This is a genomic window from Dyella sp. SYSU CM1112 (genome assembly GCF_058216415.1).
Map to the genome: position 1 here is coordinate 30,099 of NZ_JBZEGI010000004.1, position 21,021 is coordinate 51,119.

The 21,021-nt window shown below is 59.4% G+C and carries 18 protein-coding genes; 10 read left to right on the forward strand and 8 right to left on the reverse strand.

Features of this window, described 5'->3' with window-relative positions; all coding sequences use genetic code 11:
• Window positions 1-21: 21 nt before the first annotated feature.
• The 4 genes from dctA (at window position 22) to AC4HNJ_RS07585 (ending at window position 4,752) form a co-directional block, all read left to right on the forward strand.
• Window positions 22-1,344 (forward strand): C4-dicarboxylate transporter DctA, encoded by a 1,323-nt coding sequence (dctA, locus tag AC4HNJ_RS07570; RefSeq protein WP_490478947.1) that lies wholly within the window; start codon window positions 22-24, stop codon window positions 1,342-1,344.
• 94 nt (window positions 1,345-1,438) lie between these two features.
• On the forward strand, window positions 1,439-2,794 hold the full coding sequence (locus AC4HNJ_RS07575) for a carbohydrate porin (RefSeq protein ID WP_490478948.1): 1,356 nt from the start codon (window positions 1,439-1,441) through the stop codon (window positions 2,792-2,794).
• A 39-nt stretch (window positions 2,795-2,833) separates the two neighbouring features.
• Window positions 2,834-3,856, forward strand: coding sequence for an amidohydrolase family protein (locus AC4HNJ_RS07580; RefSeq protein ID WP_490478949.1), 1,023 nt, complete (start codon window positions 2,834-2,836; stop codon window positions 3,854-3,856).
• Window positions 3,856-4,752 carry an amidohydrolase family protein gene (locus AC4HNJ_RS07585; RefSeq protein WP_490478950.1) on the forward strand — a complete coding sequence of 299 codons (897 nt, stop codon included), beginning with the start codon at window positions 3,856-3,858 and terminating at the stop codon, window positions 4,750-4,752. Before AC4HNJ_RS07580 ends, AC4HNJ_RS07585 begins: the two co-directional genes overlap by 1 nt.
• A 53-nt stretch (window positions 4,753-4,805) precedes the next feature.
• On the opposite strand, the gene AC4HNJ_RS07590 is transcribed toward AC4HNJ_RS07585, so the two are convergent.
• The 4 genes from AC4HNJ_RS07590 to AC4HNJ_RS07605 all read right to left on the reverse strand — a co-directional run bounded on the left by AC4HNJ_RS07590 (window position 4,806) and on the right by AC4HNJ_RS07605 (window position 8,105).
• Window positions 4,806-5,702: a carbon-nitrogen hydrolase family protein gene (locus tag AC4HNJ_RS07590; RefSeq protein ID WP_490478951.1), complete on the reverse strand. Its 897-nt coding sequence runs from the start codon at window positions 5,700-5,702 to the stop codon at window positions 4,806-4,808.
• 3 nt (window positions 5,703-5,705) lie between these two features.
• Window positions 5,706-6,302: a GNAT family N-acetyltransferase gene (locus AC4HNJ_RS07595; protein WP_490478952.1), complete on the reverse strand. Its 597-nt coding sequence runs from the start codon at window positions 6,300-6,302 to the stop codon at window positions 5,706-5,708.
• Window positions 6,303-6,318: 16 nt separating this feature from the next.
• On the reverse strand, window positions 6,319-6,723 hold the full coding sequence (locus tag AC4HNJ_RS07600) for a ketosteroid isomerase-related protein (protein WP_490478953.1): 405 nt from the start codon (window positions 6,721-6,723) through the stop codon (window positions 6,319-6,321).
• A 476-nt stretch (window positions 6,724-7,199) separates the two neighbouring features.
• A complete protein-coding gene (locus AC4HNJ_RS07605) occupies window positions 7,200-8,105 on the reverse strand; it encodes a LysR family transcriptional regulator (protein WP_490478954.1) in 906 nt (301 codons plus the stop codon).
• A gap of 109 nt (window positions 8,106-8,214) precedes the next feature.
• Here AC4HNJ_RS07605 and AC4HNJ_RS07610 point away from each other — a divergent pair, with 109 nt between their 5' ends.
• Complete coding sequence (locus tag AC4HNJ_RS07610) at window positions 8,215-9,090, forward strand: aldo/keto reductase family oxidoreductase (protein ID WP_490478955.1); 876 nt, start codon at window positions 8,215-8,217, stop codon at window positions 9,088-9,090.
• Between the two features lie 270 nt (window positions 9,091-9,360).
• On the opposite strand, the gene AC4HNJ_RS07615 is transcribed toward AC4HNJ_RS07610, so the two are convergent.
• On the reverse strand, window positions 9,361-9,687 hold the full coding sequence (locus tag AC4HNJ_RS07615) for a hypothetical protein (RefSeq protein ID WP_490478956.1): 327 nt from the start codon (window positions 9,685-9,687) through the stop codon (window positions 9,361-9,363).
• A gap of 267 nt (window positions 9,688-9,954) precedes the next feature.
• Between AC4HNJ_RS07615 and AC4HNJ_RS07620 the strand changes: the two genes are divergently transcribed.
• Window positions 9,955-10,446 (forward strand): GNAT family N-acetyltransferase, encoded by a 492-nt coding sequence (locus AC4HNJ_RS07620; RefSeq protein ID WP_490478957.1) that lies wholly within the window; start codon window positions 9,955-9,957, stop codon window positions 10,444-10,446.
• Between the two features lie 233 nt (window positions 10,447-10,679).
• Entirely contained in the window at window positions 10,680-12,821 is a 2,142-nt protein-coding gene (locus AC4HNJ_RS07625; RefSeq protein ID WP_490478958.1) for a hypothetical protein, read from the forward strand.
• Window positions 12,822-13,129: 308 nt separating this feature from the next.
• Here AC4HNJ_RS07625 and AC4HNJ_RS07630 read toward each other — a convergent pair whose 3' ends face one another.
• On the reverse strand, window positions 13,130-13,645 hold the full coding sequence (locus AC4HNJ_RS07630) for a hypothetical protein (RefSeq protein ID WP_490478959.1): 516 nt from the start codon (window positions 13,643-13,645) through the stop codon (window positions 13,130-13,132).
• A gap of 176 nt (window positions 13,646-13,821) precedes the next feature.
• A complete protein-coding gene (locus tag AC4HNJ_RS07635) occupies window positions 13,822-16,389 on the reverse strand; it encodes a TonB-dependent receptor (RefSeq protein WP_490478960.1) in 2,568 nt (855 codons plus the stop codon).
• Window positions 16,390-16,700: 311 nt separating this feature from the next.
• Here AC4HNJ_RS07635 and AC4HNJ_RS07640 point away from each other — a divergent pair, with 311 nt between their 5' ends.
• Window positions 16,701-17,747 carry a sulfotransferase family protein gene (locus AC4HNJ_RS07640; protein ID WP_490478961.1) on the forward strand — a complete coding sequence of 349 codons (1,047 nt, stop codon included), beginning with the start codon at window positions 16,701-16,703 and terminating at the stop codon, window positions 17,745-17,747.
• Between the two features lie 112 nt (window positions 17,748-17,859).
• Here the strand turns inward: AC4HNJ_RS07640 and AC4HNJ_RS07645 are convergent, their stop codons facing one another.
• Entirely contained in the window at window positions 17,860-18,747 is an 888-nt protein-coding gene (locus tag AC4HNJ_RS07645; protein WP_490478962.1) for an EamA family transporter, read from the reverse strand.
• Window positions 18,748-18,924: 177 nt separating this feature from the next.
• On the opposite strand from AC4HNJ_RS07645, the gene AC4HNJ_RS07650 reads away from it, so the two are divergent.
• Both AC4HNJ_RS07650 and AC4HNJ_RS07655 read left to right on the forward strand, forming a co-directional pair.
• Window positions 18,925-19,629, forward strand: coding sequence for a hypothetical protein (locus tag AC4HNJ_RS07650; RefSeq protein ID WP_490478963.1), 705 nt, complete (start codon window positions 18,925-18,927; stop codon window positions 19,627-19,629).
• 51 nt (window positions 19,630-19,680) lie between these two features.
• Window positions 19,681-20,469, forward strand: a complete 789-nt coding sequence (locus AC4HNJ_RS07655; protein ID WP_490478964.1) for a M15 family metallopeptidase — start codon at window positions 19,681-19,683, stop codon at window positions 20,467-20,469.
• Window positions 20,470-21,021 lie beyond the last annotated feature (552 nt).

Consider the following 21,021-nt stretch of genomic DNA (forward strand, 5'->3'; position numbering starts at 1 on the left):
CGATTTCTGAGAGGTTAGATCATGGCGGTTGCGGCAAAACAACGGGGACGGTTCGGCCTGCTGGGCCAACTATGGTTCCAGGTGCTGGTTGGCACGGTGCTCGGTGCATTGCTCGGCTGGCTGGCGCCGCATGCTGCGACGTCGATGAAGCCGCTGGGCGATGCGTTTATCAAATTGATCCGCATGATGATCGGCCCGGTGATCTTCGTGACGGTGGTGCATGGCATCGCCGGCATGAACGACATGAAGAGTGTCGGCCGCGTTGCGCTGAAATCGCTGATTTACTTCGAAGCCATCACCATCCTGGCGCTGATCATCGGCCTGATCGCCGTCAATCTGTGGCAACCGGGCGCCGGCATGAATGTGAATGCCGCCACCATCGATACCACGTCGATCAAAGGCTACATCGCTACCGCACATAGTGAATCGGTCACCGCATACTTGATGGCGATCATTCCCACCACCCTGTTCAGCGCGCTGACCGAAGCCCATGTATTGCAGGTGCTGTTCGTGTCGGTGCTGTTTGGTGCGGGCCTGGCCTCGGTGGGCGAGGCGGGTGCGCCGGTGCTGAAAGTGATCGGTGGCGCAGCACAAGCTGTCTTCAAGATCATCGGCTTCATCATGTATTTCGCGCCGCTGGGCGCGTTCGGCGCCATTGCCTTCACGGTGGGTCAATTCGGCACGCAATCGCTGCTCTCGCTAGGTGAGTTGATCCTGGAATTCTTCGTGGTGTGCGCGGCCTTCACGGTGCTGGTCCTGGGCAGCGTGGCGTGGTGGTGCAATGTCAGCCTGACGCGGCTGCTCTATTACATCCGCGACGAAATCGTCGTCGTCGCTGCGACCACTTCCACCGAAACGGTGATGCCACGCCTGATCGAAAAGATGAAGCAGGCGGGCTGCGAGGAAAGCGTGGTCGGCTTTGTGATTCCAGCCGGCTATTCCTTCAACCTCGACGGCACCTGCCTCTATCTCACGACTGTCGCAGTATTCCTGGCCCAGGCCACCCATACGCACCTCACCTTCTGGCACGAACTCGCATTGATCGCCGTCCTGCTGCTCACGTCCAAGGGCGCAGCCGGTGTGGCGGGCGCAGCGTTCGTGGTGCTTGCCGCCACGTTGCAAACCACCGGTACGATCCCGGTGGCGAGCATCGCGCTGATCCTGGGTATCCACCGCATTTTGGCTGAGGGGCTGACCTTCGTGAATTTGGTCGGCAATGCCCTGGCCACCGTCGTCATCGCCCGCTGGGAAGGCAAGCTCGACCAGCAACTGTTGGCGGCCACCATTGGCAGGCGCGCGCTGCGCGAACGCCATGCCGTAGCGCATGAAGCAACGCTGCACTGAATAACTAAAACGTGCCGGCGCACGGACGACCGGACACCCACCCAACCAAAACAGAGTGTCCCGGCCCATGGGCCGGTAGGGGAGGTTTGTGCCTATGTTTTGCCAAAACGCATCGAAGTGGTTTTTCGCCGGACTGATCTGCATGGCTTTGCTGCCGGTCGCCGCCGCGCAAACAGACGATTCATCCGCCGCCACGAAGACCGACAGCAACTCGCCGCCGTCGCCATCCAAGCATCCGGATAAGCCCAAGATGCTGGATGGCATCGATCCCGTGCTGGATTTCGTCGGCAATGGCGCCGCCAATCCGGTGGGCGGCGTACGCCAGGGCTACAAGCAGTCCGGCTGGATCAAAATCGGCGCCACCTTCGACTTCGACAAACTATTCGGCTGGAAGAACACCACCTTCGATTTCTACGCCGCATGGTTCGGCGGTGGCAATCTTGCGCGGACATACATCGGCAATTCGATCAGCTCGCAGCAAACCTGGCGCCCGGTTGCAGGCGGACGCCTGACCCAGTTCGACATCAATCATCGCTTCGACAACGGCCTCTCGATCACCGCTGGCCGCGTGGCTTTGAATACGTACTTCAATCGTTCGCCGCTGGATTGCGTCTTCATGAGCAACGCCATGTGCCTGACGCCGTATGGACCGATCAGCGACATCGGCATCACCGCCTACCCCAATTCATCCTGGGGCGGTGTGGTGCGTTACGACTTCAAGCATGACTGGTATATCCAGTCCGGCGCCTTCGACTACAACAACACGCTCAATCTCGCGCATAAGAATGGCCTGGATTTCGATCTCGGCAGAGGCACCGGCGTACTGACCGCCACCGAATTCGGCAATGAAGTACCGGCAGGCACGGATACCTTGCCGCATGCGTATCGCATCGGCTATTACCACAACACCGATGCAGGCACGAGTCCATATTTCGACGCTGAAGGCACCGCGGCAGCGCTGGCACACAAGCCCTTGGCCAAACTCACCGGCGGACGCATGGCCTGGTACGGCATGATCGACCAGACAGTGTGGCGTGGGACCGGGCGCAATCTGCAGCTGTTCCTGCGCCTGTTCGCCAATACCGGCAATCCGCAGGCAGTGAAACAGTTCGGCTCAGTCGGCGGAGTCCTGACCGGCACCTTCCCGGGGCGCGAACACGACACCCTGCAGATGTTCATTTCCGACACCCGCTTCGATCACCAGGAAATTGCATACCTGGGTGATTTGCGTCAGCTGGCCGGCGGTTTTGGCACCCCCCACGCCAACGAATACATCAGCGAATTCGGCTACGGCATCGCCGTGTATCGCGGCCTGCGCGTGCTGCCGAACATCCAATACATCATCAACCCCGACCCGATTTACGCGACCAAGCAAAAGCACGACATCCCCAACGCCTTGGTCCTCGGCCTGCGCGTGGATATCCATGTGGCGCAGATGCTGGGCTGGTGACCGTTCTCCCCCCACAGAACCCAACGAGCGATTTATTGCATGATCATCGACTGCCATGGGCACTACACCACCGCGCCGACCGCGCACGATGCCTTCCGCACCGCGCAGCTGAATCATTTCGGCGATCCGACGCAGCCGCGCCCGGTCTATCCGCACATTTCCGATGATGACATCCGCGAAAGCATCGAGACGAATCAATTGCGTCTGCTGCGCGAACGCGGTGCCGACATGACGATCTTCTCGCCGCGTGCCAGCACCATGGCGCATCACCAGGGCGATGAGGCCGTCAGCCAGACATGGACGGGCCACTGCAACGATCTCATCGCGCGCGTGGTCGGCCTGTATCCGGAGACCTTCATCGGTGTATGCCAGTTACCGCAATCGCCGGGTGTCACCCTCCGCAACGCGATGGCCGAGCTGGAACGTTGCGTCAACCAACTCGGCTTCGTCGGCTGCAATCTCAATCCTGATCCGTCCGGCGGTCACTGGAACGGTCCGCCGCTCACCGACCGCGCCTGGTATCCATTCTTCGAGAAAATGGTGGAACTCGATGTGCCCGCGATGATCCACGTCTCCGGCAGCTGCAACCCCAATTTCCACGCTACCGGGGCGCACTACCTCAACGCCGACACCACGGCGTTCATGCAATTTCTGCAAGGTGATCTGTTCAAGGATTTTCCAACGCTGCGATTCATCATTCCGCATGGCGGCGGGGCCGTGCCCTATCATTGGGGGCGTTATCGCGGCCTGGCAGACATGCTGAAAAAGCCGCCGTTGAGCGAGCATGTCATGAAGAATGTCTACTTCGACACCTGCGTCTATCATCAGCCCGGCATCGATCTGCTGTTCGAAGTCATCGATATCGACAACATCCTGTTCGGCTCGGAGATGGTGGGCGCGGTGCGCGGCATCGATCCGACCACAGGTCACTACTTCGACGACACCCGCCGCTATATCGATGCGTTGGCCATTCCTGATGCCGACAAGCGGAAGGTCTACGAAGGCAATGCCCGCCGCGTCTATCCGCGGCTCGATGCGCAGCTGAAAGCACGAGGTAAATGATGAACGCGTTCCAGCAAGACGCCAATTGGCTGGATTTCGATCCCCATCCCAGCAAGCCGCATTACAAGCTGCCGTTGGGCGCAGTGGATGCACACTGCCATGTGTTCGGTCCAGGCGATCAGTTTCCCTATGCGCCCGAGCGCAAATACACCCCCTGCGATGCCGGCAAGGACAAACTGTTCGCCCTTCGCGATTTCCTCGGCTTTGAACGTAACGTGATCGTGCAGGCCACCTGCCATGGCGCCGACAATCGCGCCTTGGTCGATGCGTTGCAGGCCTCCCATGGCCGTGCGCGCGGTATCGCCACCGTGCGCGACAGCGTGAGCGATGAAGAACTTCACATCCTGCACGCTGCCGGTGCGCGCGGCGTGCGTTTCAACTTCGTGCGTCGCCTGGTCGATCCAAAACCGGATGCGTACTACCGCAAGATCATCGAGCGCATCGCGCCGCTGGGTTGGCAGGTCGTGGTGTACTTCGAGGCGGCAGATCTTGCCGAACGCTGGCATTTCTTCACGTCGCTGCCCACCACGGTGGTGGTCGATCACATGGGTCGGCCCGACGTCACCAAGCCGATCGAGGGTGCGGAATTCCAGTCATTCGTGCGCTTGATGGCCGAACACGAAAACGTGTGGAGCAAGGTCACCTGTCCGGAACGTCTCTCACACGCCGGACCGCCCGCGTATGACGACGTTGCACCCTTCGCGCGCTATCTCGTCGAACACTTTCCCGATCGCGTGCTGTGGGGTACCGATTGGCCGCACCCGAACATGACAAGCCACATGCCGGACGACGGCAAGCTGGTCGACTTCATTCCACGCATCGCGGTAACGCCGGAACTGCAGCAGAAACTGTTGGTCGACAACCCGCGGCGTTTGTACTGGCCAGAAGAAACCTGATGCCCATGGAACACGCCTCCCCTGCGCAAGCAGGGGAAGGCACGCTCGCCGCATCAACTGCCTTCGAAGGCAGCCAGCCGCGCTCGCTGCACTGCCGGCAGTCGCTGTCCATCCCAATCCCCAGCCACGCCGACTTGCCCGATCGCGCGAGCGGCCTTTAGCGCTTCCACGTCGATCTCGCTGATCAGCCAGCTCGATTCATCCTGCAGTTCCGCCAGCACGCCGGCATCCGGCAAGCCGCGATCAGGCTGCACATAAATGCCGGCGCGACCGGTATTCACATCCAGCGCCGGACTCCATGCGCTCACGCCGGCCGTCACAGCGCACAACACGGGAATCTGATTCTCCAGCGCGCGCGCCTGGCAACCGATGCGTACCCGTGCGGCACCCGCTGCGGTATCCGTGCAGCTGGGTACCAGCAGCAGCGCAGCCCCCGCCTCGACCTGCGTGCGCGCATACAGCGGAAATTCCACGTCATAGCAGATGTTGATGCCGACGCGTCCAAAGGCCGTATCGAATACTTTCAGCGCATCGCCCGGCGAAATCGCCTTGGCGTCTTTCTCGTAGCCGGTCAGGCGCAACTTGTCCTGCCACCCATGCTGGCCGTGCGGATCGAACAATAGGGCACGGTTGCGGTAAACCCCATCGTCCTGGCGACGCAGAAAACTGCCGGCGACGATATACATGCCGTGCCGCCGCGCCAGCTCCCCGAACAACGCCATCCACTGCGGGTACAGTGTGTCCACGGCCTCCAGCGAACGGTGCAGATCGCCATAGATAGCCGGGCCGAACACATGGGCCAGTTCCAGTGCCAGATATTCCGGCAGTAAAACCAACTGCGCGCCATGCGCGGCAGCCACGCCCAGCTCGCGTTCCACGCGACCCGCGAAATCATCGAAATGCGCCGGCGCGCCGATCTGCCACTGGCTCACGGCAAATGTCACCTTCATCGTTCAAGCCTCCAGAGGGCGCAGCCAGAATCGCAACAGATGGGGGCTGGCAGCGCGTTCGCCAAGCTCGCGCCATTCCAGCTTGCAAAACAGATCGTGCTGGCGCTGGTAGCCGCGCTTTGTCCAGAACGCGTCGTTCGGCCGATAATCCGCCGGCTGGCGAGGATCATGTTGATTGCGCTCTACCGCGCAGAATGCGGTCAGCTTGAACGCACCCATCCGCCGTGCATGGGCTTCGCGCTCGTCAAAAAAGCGATGTCCGATGCCGTGACCGCGATAATCGCGAAGCAGCACCGACTCGCCAAAATAAAACACCTCTTCCGGTGCATAGCCTCGCTCGCGGAAAGGAAGCTGAAAAGCGGCTTGATCGTCCAGCAGTGGAATGCCGGTGGACGCGCCCACCACGTGTTCCCCATCCAATGCCAATACAAATACGCTGCGCGGCGAGCGCGCATAGGCTTTCAAGTACTCGCTTTCGTAATCCGCACTGCCTTCGTACAAATACGGGTAATCGCGGAATACGGTCGTACGTAGCCGCGCCAGGTCACGTACATAGGGCGCAACCGCTTCACCGGTGCAAGTGATGATACGCACCGTCATAGCCTGATCCTCGCGTTCAATCCGAAACCTGGGCGATCCAGTCGTTGAGATTGTAGTAATTCGTCACGCGGGCGATCTTGCCATCGCGAATATCGAAGAACGCGCCACCCGGCAATACGTAGCGTTGTCCATGCGCCGGGGGCAATCCTTCATCGTCGGCCAGGTATTCGCCGTGAACGACGTATTCCGCCGCGGCCCGGCTGCTGTCGGATGTGGCCATCACCACGATGTCCGTCAACTGCTCGCGGTAACTGCGCTGCATCCGCGCCAGGAAGGCACGAAACGCTTCCTGTCCCACTTCGCGTGTGCCTTGGTTGGTGTCGTGGGCCACGTCATCGGTCAGGCAATCCAGCATGGCTTGCCATTCACCGCGATTGAAGGCGGCGTAATAGCGTTCGATCAGAACGAGGGTGGTAGACATCAAGGAACTCCCTTGGAGAAGAAGCGAGTTAGCTTAGACCATGAGGTCATCGGTTGAGAGCGCTACCGAGCCGCTGGACGGCGCGGTAGCGATAAAGAGCGACGCGCACTCGCGGGCGTAAAAGACACTTTCTGGCGGGCTTCGGATGGCTCGCCAGTGGCCTTGCTGCAAATCCGCGCATCGCGAAGCTTATGCCGCAGGAGGAACTCGTCGGACTTACGGCATCGCAGCCGGATACGGTAGTAGCTATTGTCCCGCACGGCGCCAAGCGTGCCATCCACGCAAGGCGTGCCCACCGCATACATACGCGATGCATGGGGAAATCAAAGCAGTGCCGCGTCGCAGGCTGACGTCCGTGCATTACGCAAGCGATTGAAGCAGGCACCGCCATAACGAGAGCCGTGCTTCGCGCCTTTCTTCCGCCGCCGAGCTGCGCCCTTTGGCGGCGCCGATGAATCGTGCAGATGCGCGAGATATCAGCCGGGTTGCTGCGCCCGAATAAAATCCACGAACGCGCGCAACGGAGCCGGCAGATGACGGCGCCCTGGGTAATAGAGAAATGGACCGGTAAAACGTGGCCACCATGACTCAAGCACGGGCTCGAGCACGCCACGATCAAGGTAGGGACGCAGCCAATCTTCAAACAGATAGATCACGCCCAAGCCGCCCACGGCTGCTTCAATCGCCAGATCCACGGCAGCGCCCAGGCGCACGATCAGCGGGCCGCTGGGATCGACGCGCACCAGCTCGCCGTCGCGTTCAAACTCCCAGGTCGGCATGGCGCCACTGGCAAACTGACCGCGCAAACAGGCGTGGGCGAGCAGATCGCGTGGATGTTCCGGATGGCCTCTGGTGCGCAGATATTCCGGCGAGGCGGCGGCTGCAAAACGTTGGAAGCGCGGGCCGATAGGCACGGCGATCATGTCTTGCTCCAGTCGCTCGTCGTAGCGGATACCCGCATCGCAGCCGGCCGCGAGCATGTCGACGAAACTGTCTTCGACCACCACCTCAAGCTTGATCTCTGGATAGGTCTTGAGGAACGGGGTGACGATCGCAGGGAGCACCAGGCGAGCGGCGCTTGCCGGCACGTTGAGCCGAAGCGTGCCGGTGGGGCGATCGCGAAAGCGGTTGATCACGTCCAATGCCGCTTCTACCTCCCCGAATGCCGGCACCAGCCGTTCGGCCAGGCGGGCACCTGCCTCGGTCGGCGAAACACTGCGCGTGGTGCGGTTGAGCAAGCGCACACCCAACCGTGTTTCAAGCCGGCGAATGGCTTCACTCAAGCTGGAGGCGGAGGTGCCGCTGGCACGGGCGCCCTCGCGGAATCCACCTGCCTGCACCACGGCTAGAAACGCGGAGAGATCCTGAAAATCCGTGACCATTGTTCGGCACCCCGCACAACCCGTGTAGATTTTTGGGGATTATCGCGCAATCGATCGACGCCTATAGTTCGCCCCGACTCAGCCGTAACCACCCTATCCAGAGGCATCCATGGTCAATCTTTCGAAGGCAGGCCGTTTTTTGTTGGGCGATCGAAGCGTAAACCGCATGGGCTATGGCGCCATGCAGCTTGCAGGTCCCGGCGTATTCGGGCCGCCCAAGGATCGCGAGGCAGCGCTGGCGGTGCTTCGCGACGCGCTGGCTTCCGGTGTCAATCACATCGACACCAGCGACTTCTATGGCCCGCACATCACCAATCAGCTGATCCGTGAAGCACTGCATCCCTATACGCAGGATCTGGTGATCGTGACCAAGGTGGGTGCAGTGCGCGGCGCCGATGCATCGTGGAACGCGGCGCAAAGCCCCGCCGAGTTGACGCGCGCCGTGCACGACAACCTACGCAATCTTGGCGTGGATGTGCTGGATGTCGTGAACTTGCGCATCATGGGCAATATCCACGCGCCCAGTGAAGGATCTATCGAAGAACCGTTCACGGCACTGGCCGAACTGCAGCAGCAAGGGTTGATCCGACACCTCGGCCTGAGCAATGCGACCTCGGCGCAAGTGACACAAGCGCAGCGCATCGCACCGGTGGTCTGCGTGCAGAACCACTACAACCTAGTGCAGCGGGCCGACGACGCGCTGATCGACGAGCTGCATCAAAAGGGCATCGCGTACGTACCTTTCTTTCCGCTCGGCGGTTTCACCCCGCTTCAGTCCGAGACCTTGTCCGCGGTGGCTCAGCGTATCGGCGCCACGCCCATGCAAGTGGCGCTGGCATGGTTGCTCGCACGTGCTCCGAATATGCTGCTGATTCCGGGCACCTCGTCCACCGCGCATCTACGCGAAAATCTCGCAGCGGCCGAGCTTGTGCTTACGGAAGCGGTGTTGGCCGAACTGGAAGCTATTACGGCAGAACGCGCCTAACGCCCGACAGGGTGTCTATTGCCGAGGGTTGAGACATGGCTCAGCAGGACGGCTTGCGCATCGGGTTCGTGCAGCGCGGCGGGAGGATCGCGATGGGTGGTGTATCCGTGGCTGCCTCCAGCCAAGGCCGATAAGCAAACGAGGTCGTCGCGCGAAGTCGGAGAACCATCCGCGTTCGACGAAGATCGCTTGCAGTCACGCGATCCCAAGTGCGACACACCAGCCTCCAGTGGATGTGTCGCGGGCAGGGATCATGCGGATGCGAACGACCTAGCCGATACCTTCGGCCCTCAGCAGCTCATCGTGCTGCTGACGAAGTACATGCAATGCTGCATGCAGCCCTTCCACTTGCGTGCTGTTCAACGGCCAGTGGTGGATGCCCGGTGGAATGTTTTCCGCCATGGCCCGATGGAAGGCCTCGCTATTGCTCAGCAGTCTCTGCAAGACACCTATCGCCAAGGCCGTTTCAGCAATCTTGGTGAGGCGTGCATGACGTTCTGCGCGTTGCGGATCGGTGCGGCCCGGTTCCGGCGGAGGGCCGAGCGGGCGGAAGGGTTTTGGCAGGCGTGCGCGTGCCGTATGATCCATGACAGCCATGATCAACTCCGTGTTAGCTGGTTGTGGTTAGCGGGTCGTGTGGGGTGCCACCCATGCGATCCGCGCTCACTGCATCACTGCAATGGCCACCCGCGTAGCCCAACAAACAACAGCGCGGATGACCTGCCGAAAATATCCAAACACCATGTCCGTGTATGTAGGGGATTTCTGATTTTTCGGTTGCGCGCTTGCAGGCCTCTGAGATGGGTTGGGCATGCGGAATCATCTTTCGTGCAGACGGTTTGACCTTGCTACGTCGGAATCATCATGGATATTCGAACGCTCCGTGCCAGTGATCTGGACCTCGTTTGTCGGCACCGCGAAGAAATGTTTCGGGATGCGGGTAGAAGCGATGATGTATTGATGCTTATGACCAGGCATTTCCGCGAATGGGTCATGCCGCGCCTGTCGGACGGATCGTATTTTGGCTATGTGATGTTGGACGATGATGTGCCTGTCGCCGGCATTGGCCTGATGCTGATCGACTGGCCGCCGCATCCCGAGCATCCAACGCAGGATAAACGCGGCTATGTCCTGAATGTCTTTGTCGAACCCGATTACCGAAATCGCGGATTGGCTCGTGAACTGATGACTCTGGCGGAAGCGGAATTTGCCGCGCGCGGGGCCTGCTATGCCGTTCTGCATGCAACGGCGAAAGGCAAGCCGCTGTATCAGGGCCTGGGTTGGAACGGCACCACCGAAATGGCAAAAACACTGGATATGTCGTCACACAGTCGGATTGGCGAAGACGCCATGTAACGGCAGTGGAAGTCGTTGTCCGACGCACTTATAAAGAGCGCCGATCATGACCGCGACTGTTGGAAAAATCTGGCGTCTTCCTGTTTGATGACGTGCTTCATTGACGTCAGCTCCTGCGACGGTCAATCATTCGGTTATTACCCCTTGGCATCTCCGATATGAAAAACCGCTTGGGTTTTCCGGGTTTTTTCTTGCTGTGCACGTGCCTTTTGCTGCCTCAGGCGGGCGCCGCGATGCAACATGAGATTCAAAGTGGCAAGCTGGTCTTTTCGATCGACGACGCGACCGGCGCCTATACGCTCGATAGTGACGGGCTGCATTTCGGAGGTCGCCTGCCGGGTGGTGCGTCGCGCGTCACCACCGCCGACAGCGGATTACACTTTTTGCTCAGCCAGGGTATCGAGGCGGCTGTCTCGCCGGTACCGGGAAAATCTGATGCTCTGCTGTTTTCCTGGAAAGTCGTGGGGAAGCATCCCGTCACGCAGTCACCGGCCTTTCCTGATTTCAACGTAGTGCCCGCCGGGCTGCATTCGCTGTCGCATCGGCAATTGAATTTCGCTCCGCCCGTCTTCGATGCGCCGCAGGATGTATCGACGCCATGGGTGCTGTTCAACGAAAGCGGCCGGGCACTGATCATCTCGCCGGCATCGGATTTCTTCCTCGCGAGCATGCTTGGCGACGCCAGGACGCGCGTTGCGGTCGGACTGAATCCGGAAGTAAAGGCATGGCCGGTCGGTTTTTCGTCCACGGCGCTGATCGCTGCGGCACCGGATATCGCGACGGCCTACGACGCCTGGGGCGCCGCGTTGCGCGGGCTCTACCATCGCAGCCCTGCGCCTCCCGATGCTGATCCCATCCTGCGTTATATCGGCATACTCACCGATAACGCGGGCGGTCATTATTACTACAACTACGATTATGCCGAGGGCTTGAATTACGAAGACTCGCTGGTGCGATTCATCGAGCGCAGTCGCCAGGCCGGCTATCCCTTCGGTTATCTGCAGCTCGATAGCTGGTGGTACGCCAAGAGTTCGTGGAATCCCGAGCAGAAGGTGGGCCGGATCAAGAATCCCGCGTTACCCGACGAAGCCTGGAATCGTTACGGGGGCCTGCTCGAATGGAAGGCGCAGCCTGGCGTATTCCCCAAGGGATTGGCGGCCTTCCATGAGCGCGTCCATCTGCCTTTCCTGGCGCATAACCGTTTTATCGACAAAGACAGTCCGTATCGCGCGCGCTATGAGATCTCTGGCGTCGCTGCGGTCGATCGTCGATATTGGAACGAACTGGCGAACTACGCCGCCAGCAGCGGCATCGCGGTTTATCTTCAGGATTGGCTTGACGCGACTTACAAGTTCTCGCCGGCATTGCACAGCGTACCCGGCTTGGGCGAGCGATTCATGGATGGCATGGCAGCAGCGATGGCCGCGCATGGCATCACGATGCAGTACTGCATGGCCTATCCGCTGCACATGCTGCAGGGCGTGAAGTACCCGAACTTGACCACCATCCGCGCGGCGGGCGATGGGTTGGCACGTTCGCGATGGACGCAGCTCGCCTTCAACGCGCGCTTGATTCACGAAGTAGGTGCATGGCCGGCGACAGACGTCATGCCATCGAAGGATACGGCAGCGATGTTGTTCGCGACGCTTTCCGGCGGCCCGGTCGGCGTAGGCGATGCGTTCGAGGATCTTGATCGCAGCACTATTTTCAAAGTCGCACGTGCTGACGGAGAGATCGTCAAACCCGATCAACCGCTCATGCCGCTCGACGTCAGCTACCTGACCCAGGCGGAGCGGACCCATGCGCCGATCATCGCTGCCACATTCACCCGTCACGGCCACCACAGCACCGCTTACCTGCTGGCGTTTGCCGATGATCCCGCGAAACCGCCGATGGATTTCTCCGTGGCGCCGGCGGCGCTCGGGTTCCATGGACGCGTAGCCATTTTTGATCCGATCTCGGAAACATTGGAGGTGGCCGATAGCCAGCAGACGATCACTGGGAAACTGGTCGGCCCCGATGCGTTTGCCTATCGCGTCATCGCGCCGGTGTCGGCATCGGGCATGGCTGTCATCGGCGATGTGGGCAAGTTCGTTCCGATGGGGCGAGTGCGCGTGACGTCCTATCAGGATCTCGCCCATGGTGCGCGGCTGACACTCGCATTCGCCGCAAACGATACGGCGATCACGGTGGCAGGTTACGCACGGGGCCATGTCGTCGCACATGCCGAAGGCGCCGTCATCTTGTCGACCACACAGGATCCCCGCACCGGATTGTTCAAAGTAACGATGCGGCCAAACACGCACAAGGCGACCGATGCCGTGCTCACCCTGGAAGCCCAGGCGAATGGCGACCATGCGGTATCAAACCGGTAAGCTCAGGCAGCAGTGGCCGCTGCCGATGACACCGGTGCGGCGGTACGAGAACGTGTACCGCTCACTGGCGATCTTCCATTGATGACCGACGCGTACCCGTTACAGTCCCTTCCACCCGGGCGGGGATTTTCTGCTTGGGGAAAGTTACTCCGTCACGAAGTCGAGTGACACTTACGCGAACGCGTCATGCTGTCCGATGCTGCCAGCGGAGCGTGGACGTTCGCCAAGCGAGCACACCCCGGCTTGAGATGACGTGTGCGGGAGATCTGCCTTCCCTTACAACCGCACGGGATACGCCACAGGGATCGTTACCGCGAGGTGCTCTTGCTGTCCGCAGCAGGAACATTGATCGAATAAACGACGGAAGCTATTTTCCATCCCTTGTTTGTATGGACCGTTGTCCAGATGATCCGGCCATGTCCTACTTTGGCCCTATAGTCAAACGATACTGACCCGATTTCCCCATCGGAATGAATATCGAGGTTTTCAGTCTGATCTGGCGGTAGCTTGATTTCACCGACAACATTTTCCTTTGCGGTCATCAGGAAGGTACGTGGCACCGGTTGTTTATTGGCTGCCGTGATGATTGCGTAGGATTTAGGAGCAATCCCGCCCATGACCGAAACATTCTCGCTTACATACATCGCCAGCAGTGCTCTCGCATCTTTCTTCGCGACAGCTTGCTGATAGCGGCTCCATAGCGTATGCAAGTCGGCTAGATCGTGACCTTCCACGGACAGGCTGGGCGGCGTAGCTCCGATGGCTGGGACTGCCATGGCCATCGCGGCGACCACGGCGAATAGCTTGTAGGTTCGCCTCTTCATTGAACTCTCCCCTAAACGCGTCCAACCGGTACGCTCAGAACTCGACCATGGCCGCGGATCGGAGTTCCGTATGAGCGGTTGACTTGAGCCAGTCATCGACCCTAGTCCGACGGACGCGGCCGGCCAGCGGGGCGATGAGGACATCATCGCCCCGCTGGCCGGAACGTTTATTTCCATTAAAAGTTGTAAGACAAGTCGACACCGATGGTTCGCGGTTGATTGGTGACGATGCGATTGAATGCGGCGCTGGGAAGATTTTCCTGGAAGAGACTTTCCAGTTCTGCGCGCCGGTTAAACGCGTTGTCGACGAATAGTGCGGCATTCCAGCCATCGCTCGAACTCAGCGTGACGCGCATATTGGTCAAGTCGTACGAAGGCAGGCGGATGTATTCGCCATTGAGTGAGTAACCGTAAGGGAAGGCCAGGGAGTAACGGCGGCCTACGTATGCATTCTCGACCTGGAACTTCAACGAATAGACATCCCCGAGATCCTTCGTGTAGCTGAAAATCATGTTTCCGACGACGGGCGCGACATCGGAGAGAACGTCGGTCGGCGTGATCTGCCAATGCGGACCCGAATCGACGTAGGAATGGTTGTAGCTTCCCGACACAGACAGCTCGAAGCCATGGCCGAGGATGGCGCGCGTCTCTACCTCGCTGCCGTAAATGCGCGCTTCCTTTCCGTTGATGTTGAGAGCCCAGTCGCCGGGCAGCGCTTCAAGCTGGATATTGCGCCAATTCTCATAATAGGCATCGGCATTGATCAAAAAGCGATGATCGAAGAATTCCCCCTTTTCGCCCAGTTCGTAACTCCAGACAAAGTCGGGCGAGTAGCTGGACGGCCAATGCCCGCCGTTGAATTTGTAAGCGCTGAATACCGCGCTCCAGTATTCGCCAGTGGTGGGATACCTGGCGTTTCCGCCACCCGGTCGAGAGCCTTTCGAGATGGTCAGGTAACCCATGATGTTCGGGTTGAGCTGATAAGAAAGATTGAATTTGGGATCAAAGCTGCCGCCATTCTGGGTGATCAGTCCCGATGCCGACGGCGTGGCGGCGCCCAGTGCCGAACCCCAGCCGCTGATGGTCGAAGAAAACCAGTAATCGTAACGGTAATAGCGAAGACCCAAGTCGGCCTTCAACGAGTCGGTGATGTTGTAGGTCAGGTCGCCGAAAATCGCGTATTGCTTCATGTGCGTGGGTGAGAAGACATCGAACCAATGGGTCGTGGTGGCTCGCTCGAACGTACCTTCATCCATGAAGGCATAGGGATTGGCGGTCGAGCCATTGAACGTCCAGGTCGACGAATAGTCCGAGAAAAAAAGTCCTCCCACGCCATTGATGGGTCCGTCGCTCTTGGAGGCGAATCTGAGCTCCTCGCTCAACTGGCGAGAAGGATCGTCTTCATGACCCCAGACCGGCCCGCTGCCACTGGGCCCGTAATAGCCCGGATTTGGCAGGCCGTAGTTGGAAGCATATGTCACGCCGGTATTGGGATTATTGAAATCCTCGCTGGCATCTTCTGTCTGCTGTGAACGCCGGCTCCAATAGGCGGTGGTGGACGTGATGTCGACCGTGTCCAGACTGTATTTCGCGTTGATGCTGAAAATGGAAATCTTGTCGGTCAGCGGCTCGGCGATATCGAAGGGCTGGTAGTGGGCATCCGTGGCGGGGACGCTGTCGTAGGCGCTGATGCCATTTTGCTTGCTGTTCTCCAGGAAGAAGGACGGCGTGATGCTCAGGTTATCGGTCGGCTTCCACAGCAGGGTGGCTCTGAATCCCGTGAGGTGTTGTGCATTCGAACCGGGATACTGCTTTTCGACGGGTGCGTTTTCCACATCGCCGCGCACCGCGCCATGGGTGCTGACAAGAGGGAAGGGACTTTCAACGATGCGATCAATCCAGCCGCTGGTATCGGCCTGCGTCGCCACGACACGCAGCGCAAGCTTGTCTTGCTCCAGCGGAATATTCAGCATCACGTTCTCGGCGTGATTGAATCCGCCGCCATCCGTGCCTGATAGCGTGGTCTCCGCGGAACCACTGAATCCGCTCAGGTCCGGCCGGTTGGTGATCAGGCGAACGGTGCCGCCCATGGAACCGGAGCCGTACAAAGTGCCTTGAGGGCCACGCAGCACTTCGACCTGGCTGAGGTCGTACAAGGTGGGATCGATGACGACCTTGCCGTTTTGGGCGCCTGCTGGTGCGGTAAGCGGAATGTCATCCAGATAAAAACCAACGGTCGGTGAATTGCCGCCGCTGGATGTCATGCCACGCAGTTCAATTTCGGTCTGGCCGGGGCCTTCGCTTTTGAGCGATACGCCGGGTGTCGATTGAGCCAGGCTTGAGAAGTTGGTGATACCGCGATCTTGCAACGCATCGCCGCTTACCACGCTCATGCTGACGGGCGTCGTCTGCTCATTCGTGGCGCGTTTTTGCGAGGTCACGGTGACTTCATCAAGCGTTCTGGCCGTTTTGGATGATGCGGCTGCTGCCGTGGTCGTGTCGGGTGGAGAGGGGCCTGTTTGCGCCTGTGCCTGCAAACAAAAACCCGCCGCCACAAGACCCAACAGGACCGGTGCGGTAGTCGTCTTTGCGTGGTGTCTGCCTCCGCACTGGCCAATGGCCTTGCGCCACCGAATCATCGGCGCCAACAAGGCGGATGCCTTGAGAAATAGCTGTTCGGGCCGTGCTGCGGCACGGTGGCTGTGAAGCACGTCTTGGTGCTTTGAAACAATCCTAACGTTCATCGCTTTTTCCTTGCAAAACTGCGAGAACGTTAGAAGCTCATTACGTAAAATTGCTGCACTACAACATCGACGCGACCGTAGAAAAACCGTAAAACCGAACACGCGATCGCACGCTTGCCATGTGCTGCGGCGAGATATGCCGGAATGGCATTTGCCAAGGAAAGAACATGGTGAGAGAGCCGCACGACGAAGCAGTTCGGTAAATCAATGCCTGCGCCCTGACAGTCCGGGCTTCATGGCGACCGATGCCGCACGAGAGAATGACGTCGCGTCCCTTCCGGTTTCGAGATCAATAACGTACAAACCCCGTTATGACAAAACCGTCCCAAGCGCCGCTGTTTATCGTCAGCACGGGTCGCTCCGGTTCGACGATGCTGTCCGAGCTTCTTTCTTTGCATCCGGACATCCTTAGCCTTTCCGAGTTATTCAACGCGCTCCATCCGCTGGGCTTTCGGAAGGACCCCGTCAATGGCCCGGACTTCTGGTCGGTGTTGAGCGAGCCGCGCCCCCGTCATACGGCGTGGCTTCGCCTCATGGAGCGTGGCCTTGTCATTGACGAGTTTCGCTATCCCTTGGCCGCTGCTTTACGTTTCCGCGAAACGGGCATCCCGCCGCTGTTGGCCATGACGCTTCCGCTGCTTACCGACGACGCGGACGCACTGCATGAAGAACTGCGCGTGTTCGTCGAGTCGCTGCCCGAAGATCGCGTTCATCAGCAATATCTCCGCGTCTTCCAATGGCTGTGCACACGCTTGGGTCGTCGCTACTGGTGCGAGCGGTCGGGTGCTTCGCTCAGCCTGGTGCATCCGCTATCGCACTTCTTTCCAGACGCCAAATTCATACACGTCTTTCGCGACGGTCGGGAGTTTGCGCTTTCGGCCAGCCGCTTTGCACCGATGCGGATGGGCATGATCAGCGCCATGTACAGGCAACGATTCGGCGCGGGGCTCTATCTCACGCCGACAGATGAAATACCGGAGGATTTACCGCCGGCCTGGCGCGGCTTGTTGCCCGAAAGTTTTGACGTCGACGTGTTCCAGCGCTTCGAACTGCCGATTGAGCGAATCGGCATGGTGTGGTCCGGCATGATTGCCATGGGCCTGAAAATGCTGGAGCAGATACCTGCCGAGCGGGTACTCCATGTGCGCTACGAGTCGATGCTGGATGCGCCGGAAGCGGAGCTTCGGCGCATCGTCCATTTTATGGATTCCCGTCTCGATAATGCTTCCTGGCTTGCGCAGGCCGCCGGGCGGATACGTAAGAATCCGCCCAAATGGATGGCCTTGCCTGCGCAGGAGCGAATGCGCCTCGAATCGGCTTGCGCACCCGGCATGGCGCTGCTGCACCGCTTTTCGTGAGTCATGCTGAGGAGCGTGGCATGGCGTTGCCATCAAGCATGCGCGGCACGTGTGTCGGCAAGCGCAGGACAGCAAGCGCTAGCGGAAACCATCCGACCGCACGGCGAGGGCGTTACGGTATCCGTGGTTCAGCCGCGACCTGTCGCACACTTATCACGGTGCCGGCGGATGCAATGATGATCGCGACGATGGCGAACCATTGCCGCGAAGTCAGGCGCTCGCCAAGAAAGAGCATGCCTGCGAGCGCCGCCAAGGCTGGCTCCAGGCTCAACAGCACGCCGAAGGTGCGGGCGGTGAGTCGCGTCAGGGCAATCATTTCCAGCGAATAAGGCAGCGCGGAGCTGAGCACGGCCAGCCCCAGGGCGGGCCACAGCAGCGAAAGAGAAAGCAACGCGTGGCCCGCGTGAGCAAAGCCAATAGGTAACGCCAGCAGTGCGGCGATGGATGTGCCCCACGCTGCGGCGTCGTTTCCATAGGCAGCACCGGCCTTCTGGCCAAAGAGAATATAAAGCGCCCAGCCGACGCCGGCACAGAACGCGTAAGCCACGCCGGCCGGATCCAGGCGCTGCGCGGTATGTCCAAGCGGCAGCAATGTCACGAGCGCCATGCCGACCAGCACGATCCACACGATGTCCAGCCAGCGACGAGAGTGGAACAACGCAACGGCCAGTGGGCCCGTAAATTCCAGTGCCACGGCGAGGCCCAGGGGAATCCGCTGGAGTGCCATGTAGAACATCAGATTCATGGCGCCGAGAGACAAGCCATAACCCCACAAGGCACGTCTGTTTTGCTTCGTTGAGCGCGATCGCCAAGGGCGGCGCAGCATCAACAGGATCAAGGCACCCAGGCCGAGGCGATACGCCGTTGCGCCTTCCGCGCCCACGGCGGGGAACAGATGTTTCGCGATGGCCGCACCGCATTGATACGATGCCATGGCAACCAGCAACACGCTGATCGCCACGGCCATGGAGCGAAGCGGATGGGTATCGACGCGAGGCATGTCCGATAGCTGACGGGGGTAGGTCACTCCAAGCATATAGGAAAAGCGATCGGGCTCATTGTGTGAGAAAGGCTGCTAATAGCCTGCCGGAGTTATTGCGGTGATTGCTCGCCTATGGATTGAGAAACCGGTGCAACGACACCGCATCAACGTCTCCATGATGGATGCCAAGGACATATGAAAAAGACCAGTCGCTATATAGATCAGCAAGCGAATCGAACCCTGCAAGCGCAATATGAAAGGGATTGCATGTTGCTGGATCGACGGGTGCGGCTCGACTATCTTGCGCAGCAATCCAGGCAGGATCACGAGTGGCGCATGATGCTCACGGAGAAGCTATGTATAGCGCTCTTTGTCGGAGCGATGATGGCGTTCATCACGCTGTATGGAAATTTTATCCTGGAGCGCTACAAAAGCAGTATTGACCTGCAGCAGGTCAAGGCATCGTTGACCAGAAGTGCAAGTGACGATTTATGGACGAAGCTGGTCGCATGCGAAAACGCTGTTTATGAGTTCAAGTCTAGCGTCGAGGCCATGCAACGGGACAATATGTTCGGCTTCTTCAAGGGTCAGATCCCAAAAGACAGGGAAGCTGCTGAGGCTGCAAAAAGCAGGTCGGAGAAGGCCATTGGCGAACTGTGGGAGTCTGCGCGCACCAGGACGCTTGATCTGGATCCTGCGATGCGAGCCTGGTTTTTCCGAGCGGTCCAGGATGTCGCCATGCTCAATGCTATTTACGAAGGTGAGTACGGTAGTGCAGTGGTCCCCCATGGCCATGACGATTACTCGCAGAAGATCGATGACAATGCGGAGAAAGCGACGCAAGCCGATCTCGCGAAGCGGGAAGACGAACTGACCCGTATCAGGGATCAGCTTTACTGATCGCATGGGCGTCACGGATCGGATGGAAATCGATGAACCAATGGAGTGCGTATGAACATCAAAAGCCATGCCATCATCGCCGGGCTGGTCATCGGACTCGCCTCATCCGTTTCGGCAGCGTGGGATAGCGCTTTCAAGGTGGAAAGCCGGCGTCCATCGAATTTCGTCGATGTCGGCCAAATGATTCCTCAGATGCAATTCGATATGCGGTACATCTCCCGTCACAATTTTGTCGGACGAAGAATCCGCGGTTATGAGCAGGGCGTGTGCCTGCTTACCGAGCCAGCCGCTAGGGCATTGGCAAACGTCGAGGGCAGGCTCCTTGCCATGGGGCTGACACTCAAGGCCTACGACTGTTATCGGCCACAACGAGCAGTGGACGATTTCGTGCAATGGGCAAGCCGTGTGCACGACACGAAGATGGCTGCGGAATTTTATCCATCCGTTCCCAAGGCTCGGCTATTTGATGAGGGCTACATCGCCGCTCACTCCGGCCATAGCCGGGGAAGCACGATCGACCTCACCATCGTGCCATCAGGTAGCGTGATACCTGTTTTTCCGCAGGAGGCCACGCTGGTGGCTTGCACCGGGCCACAAAAAGCGCGTGCGCCGGACAACAGTCTCGACTTTGGCACGGGCTTCGATTGTTTTAGCCCTGTATCGCATCCGTCTTTCCAACACATCACGCCGCAGGCCAGGGCGAATCGACTGTTGTTGCAATCACTCATGGTGGATGCCGGATTTGTACCGCTGGATACGGAGTGGTGGCATTTCACGCTGAAGAACGAGCCTTATCCGGACACTTACTTCGATTTTCCCGTGCGCCGGATTTCGCCGTGATATTCGCTGCGACGGCTCTGTTATAACGTCACTGGCATCGCCCAAAAAACGGAGTAGACTTGCGCGCATCAAAGGTCGAGTGAACGGCCAACATGATCCGCATTCTGCATTGTCCCCTCGGTTTCGTCGCGTTGCGCAAAATGGCCGCACGAAAGCATCCCGTCTAACCGGGACATCTTCTCCCACTTCTTCCAGGTCTCAAGCGAGAGCAGCTAGGCGCTTGCTTTGCTCGTGGTCATCGCCATGCCCATTCCATTTTCCATGTCTTCCATGATCTGCCGGAAGTTGTCGTGCAGCGGGTGTTTTCCAGAGAGTCCTGCGGATCGACGACGACACCACACTTCAGCCATAAGGCACGCATTCGCGTAGTAACGCATCGCGTGCCAGCGCACGTGGTCGTCCACGTCGCGCAGGGCACGGACACTGAATCTTCATGAGTTACGTCCCACGCACGCCGTCGGGTCGCGGTTCACTGCAGCCAAAGACAGGTAGCGCAAGTCCTCGAACGGATGTGCGCGCTTGTCATGTATCACGGACCTGACCGTAGGTCAG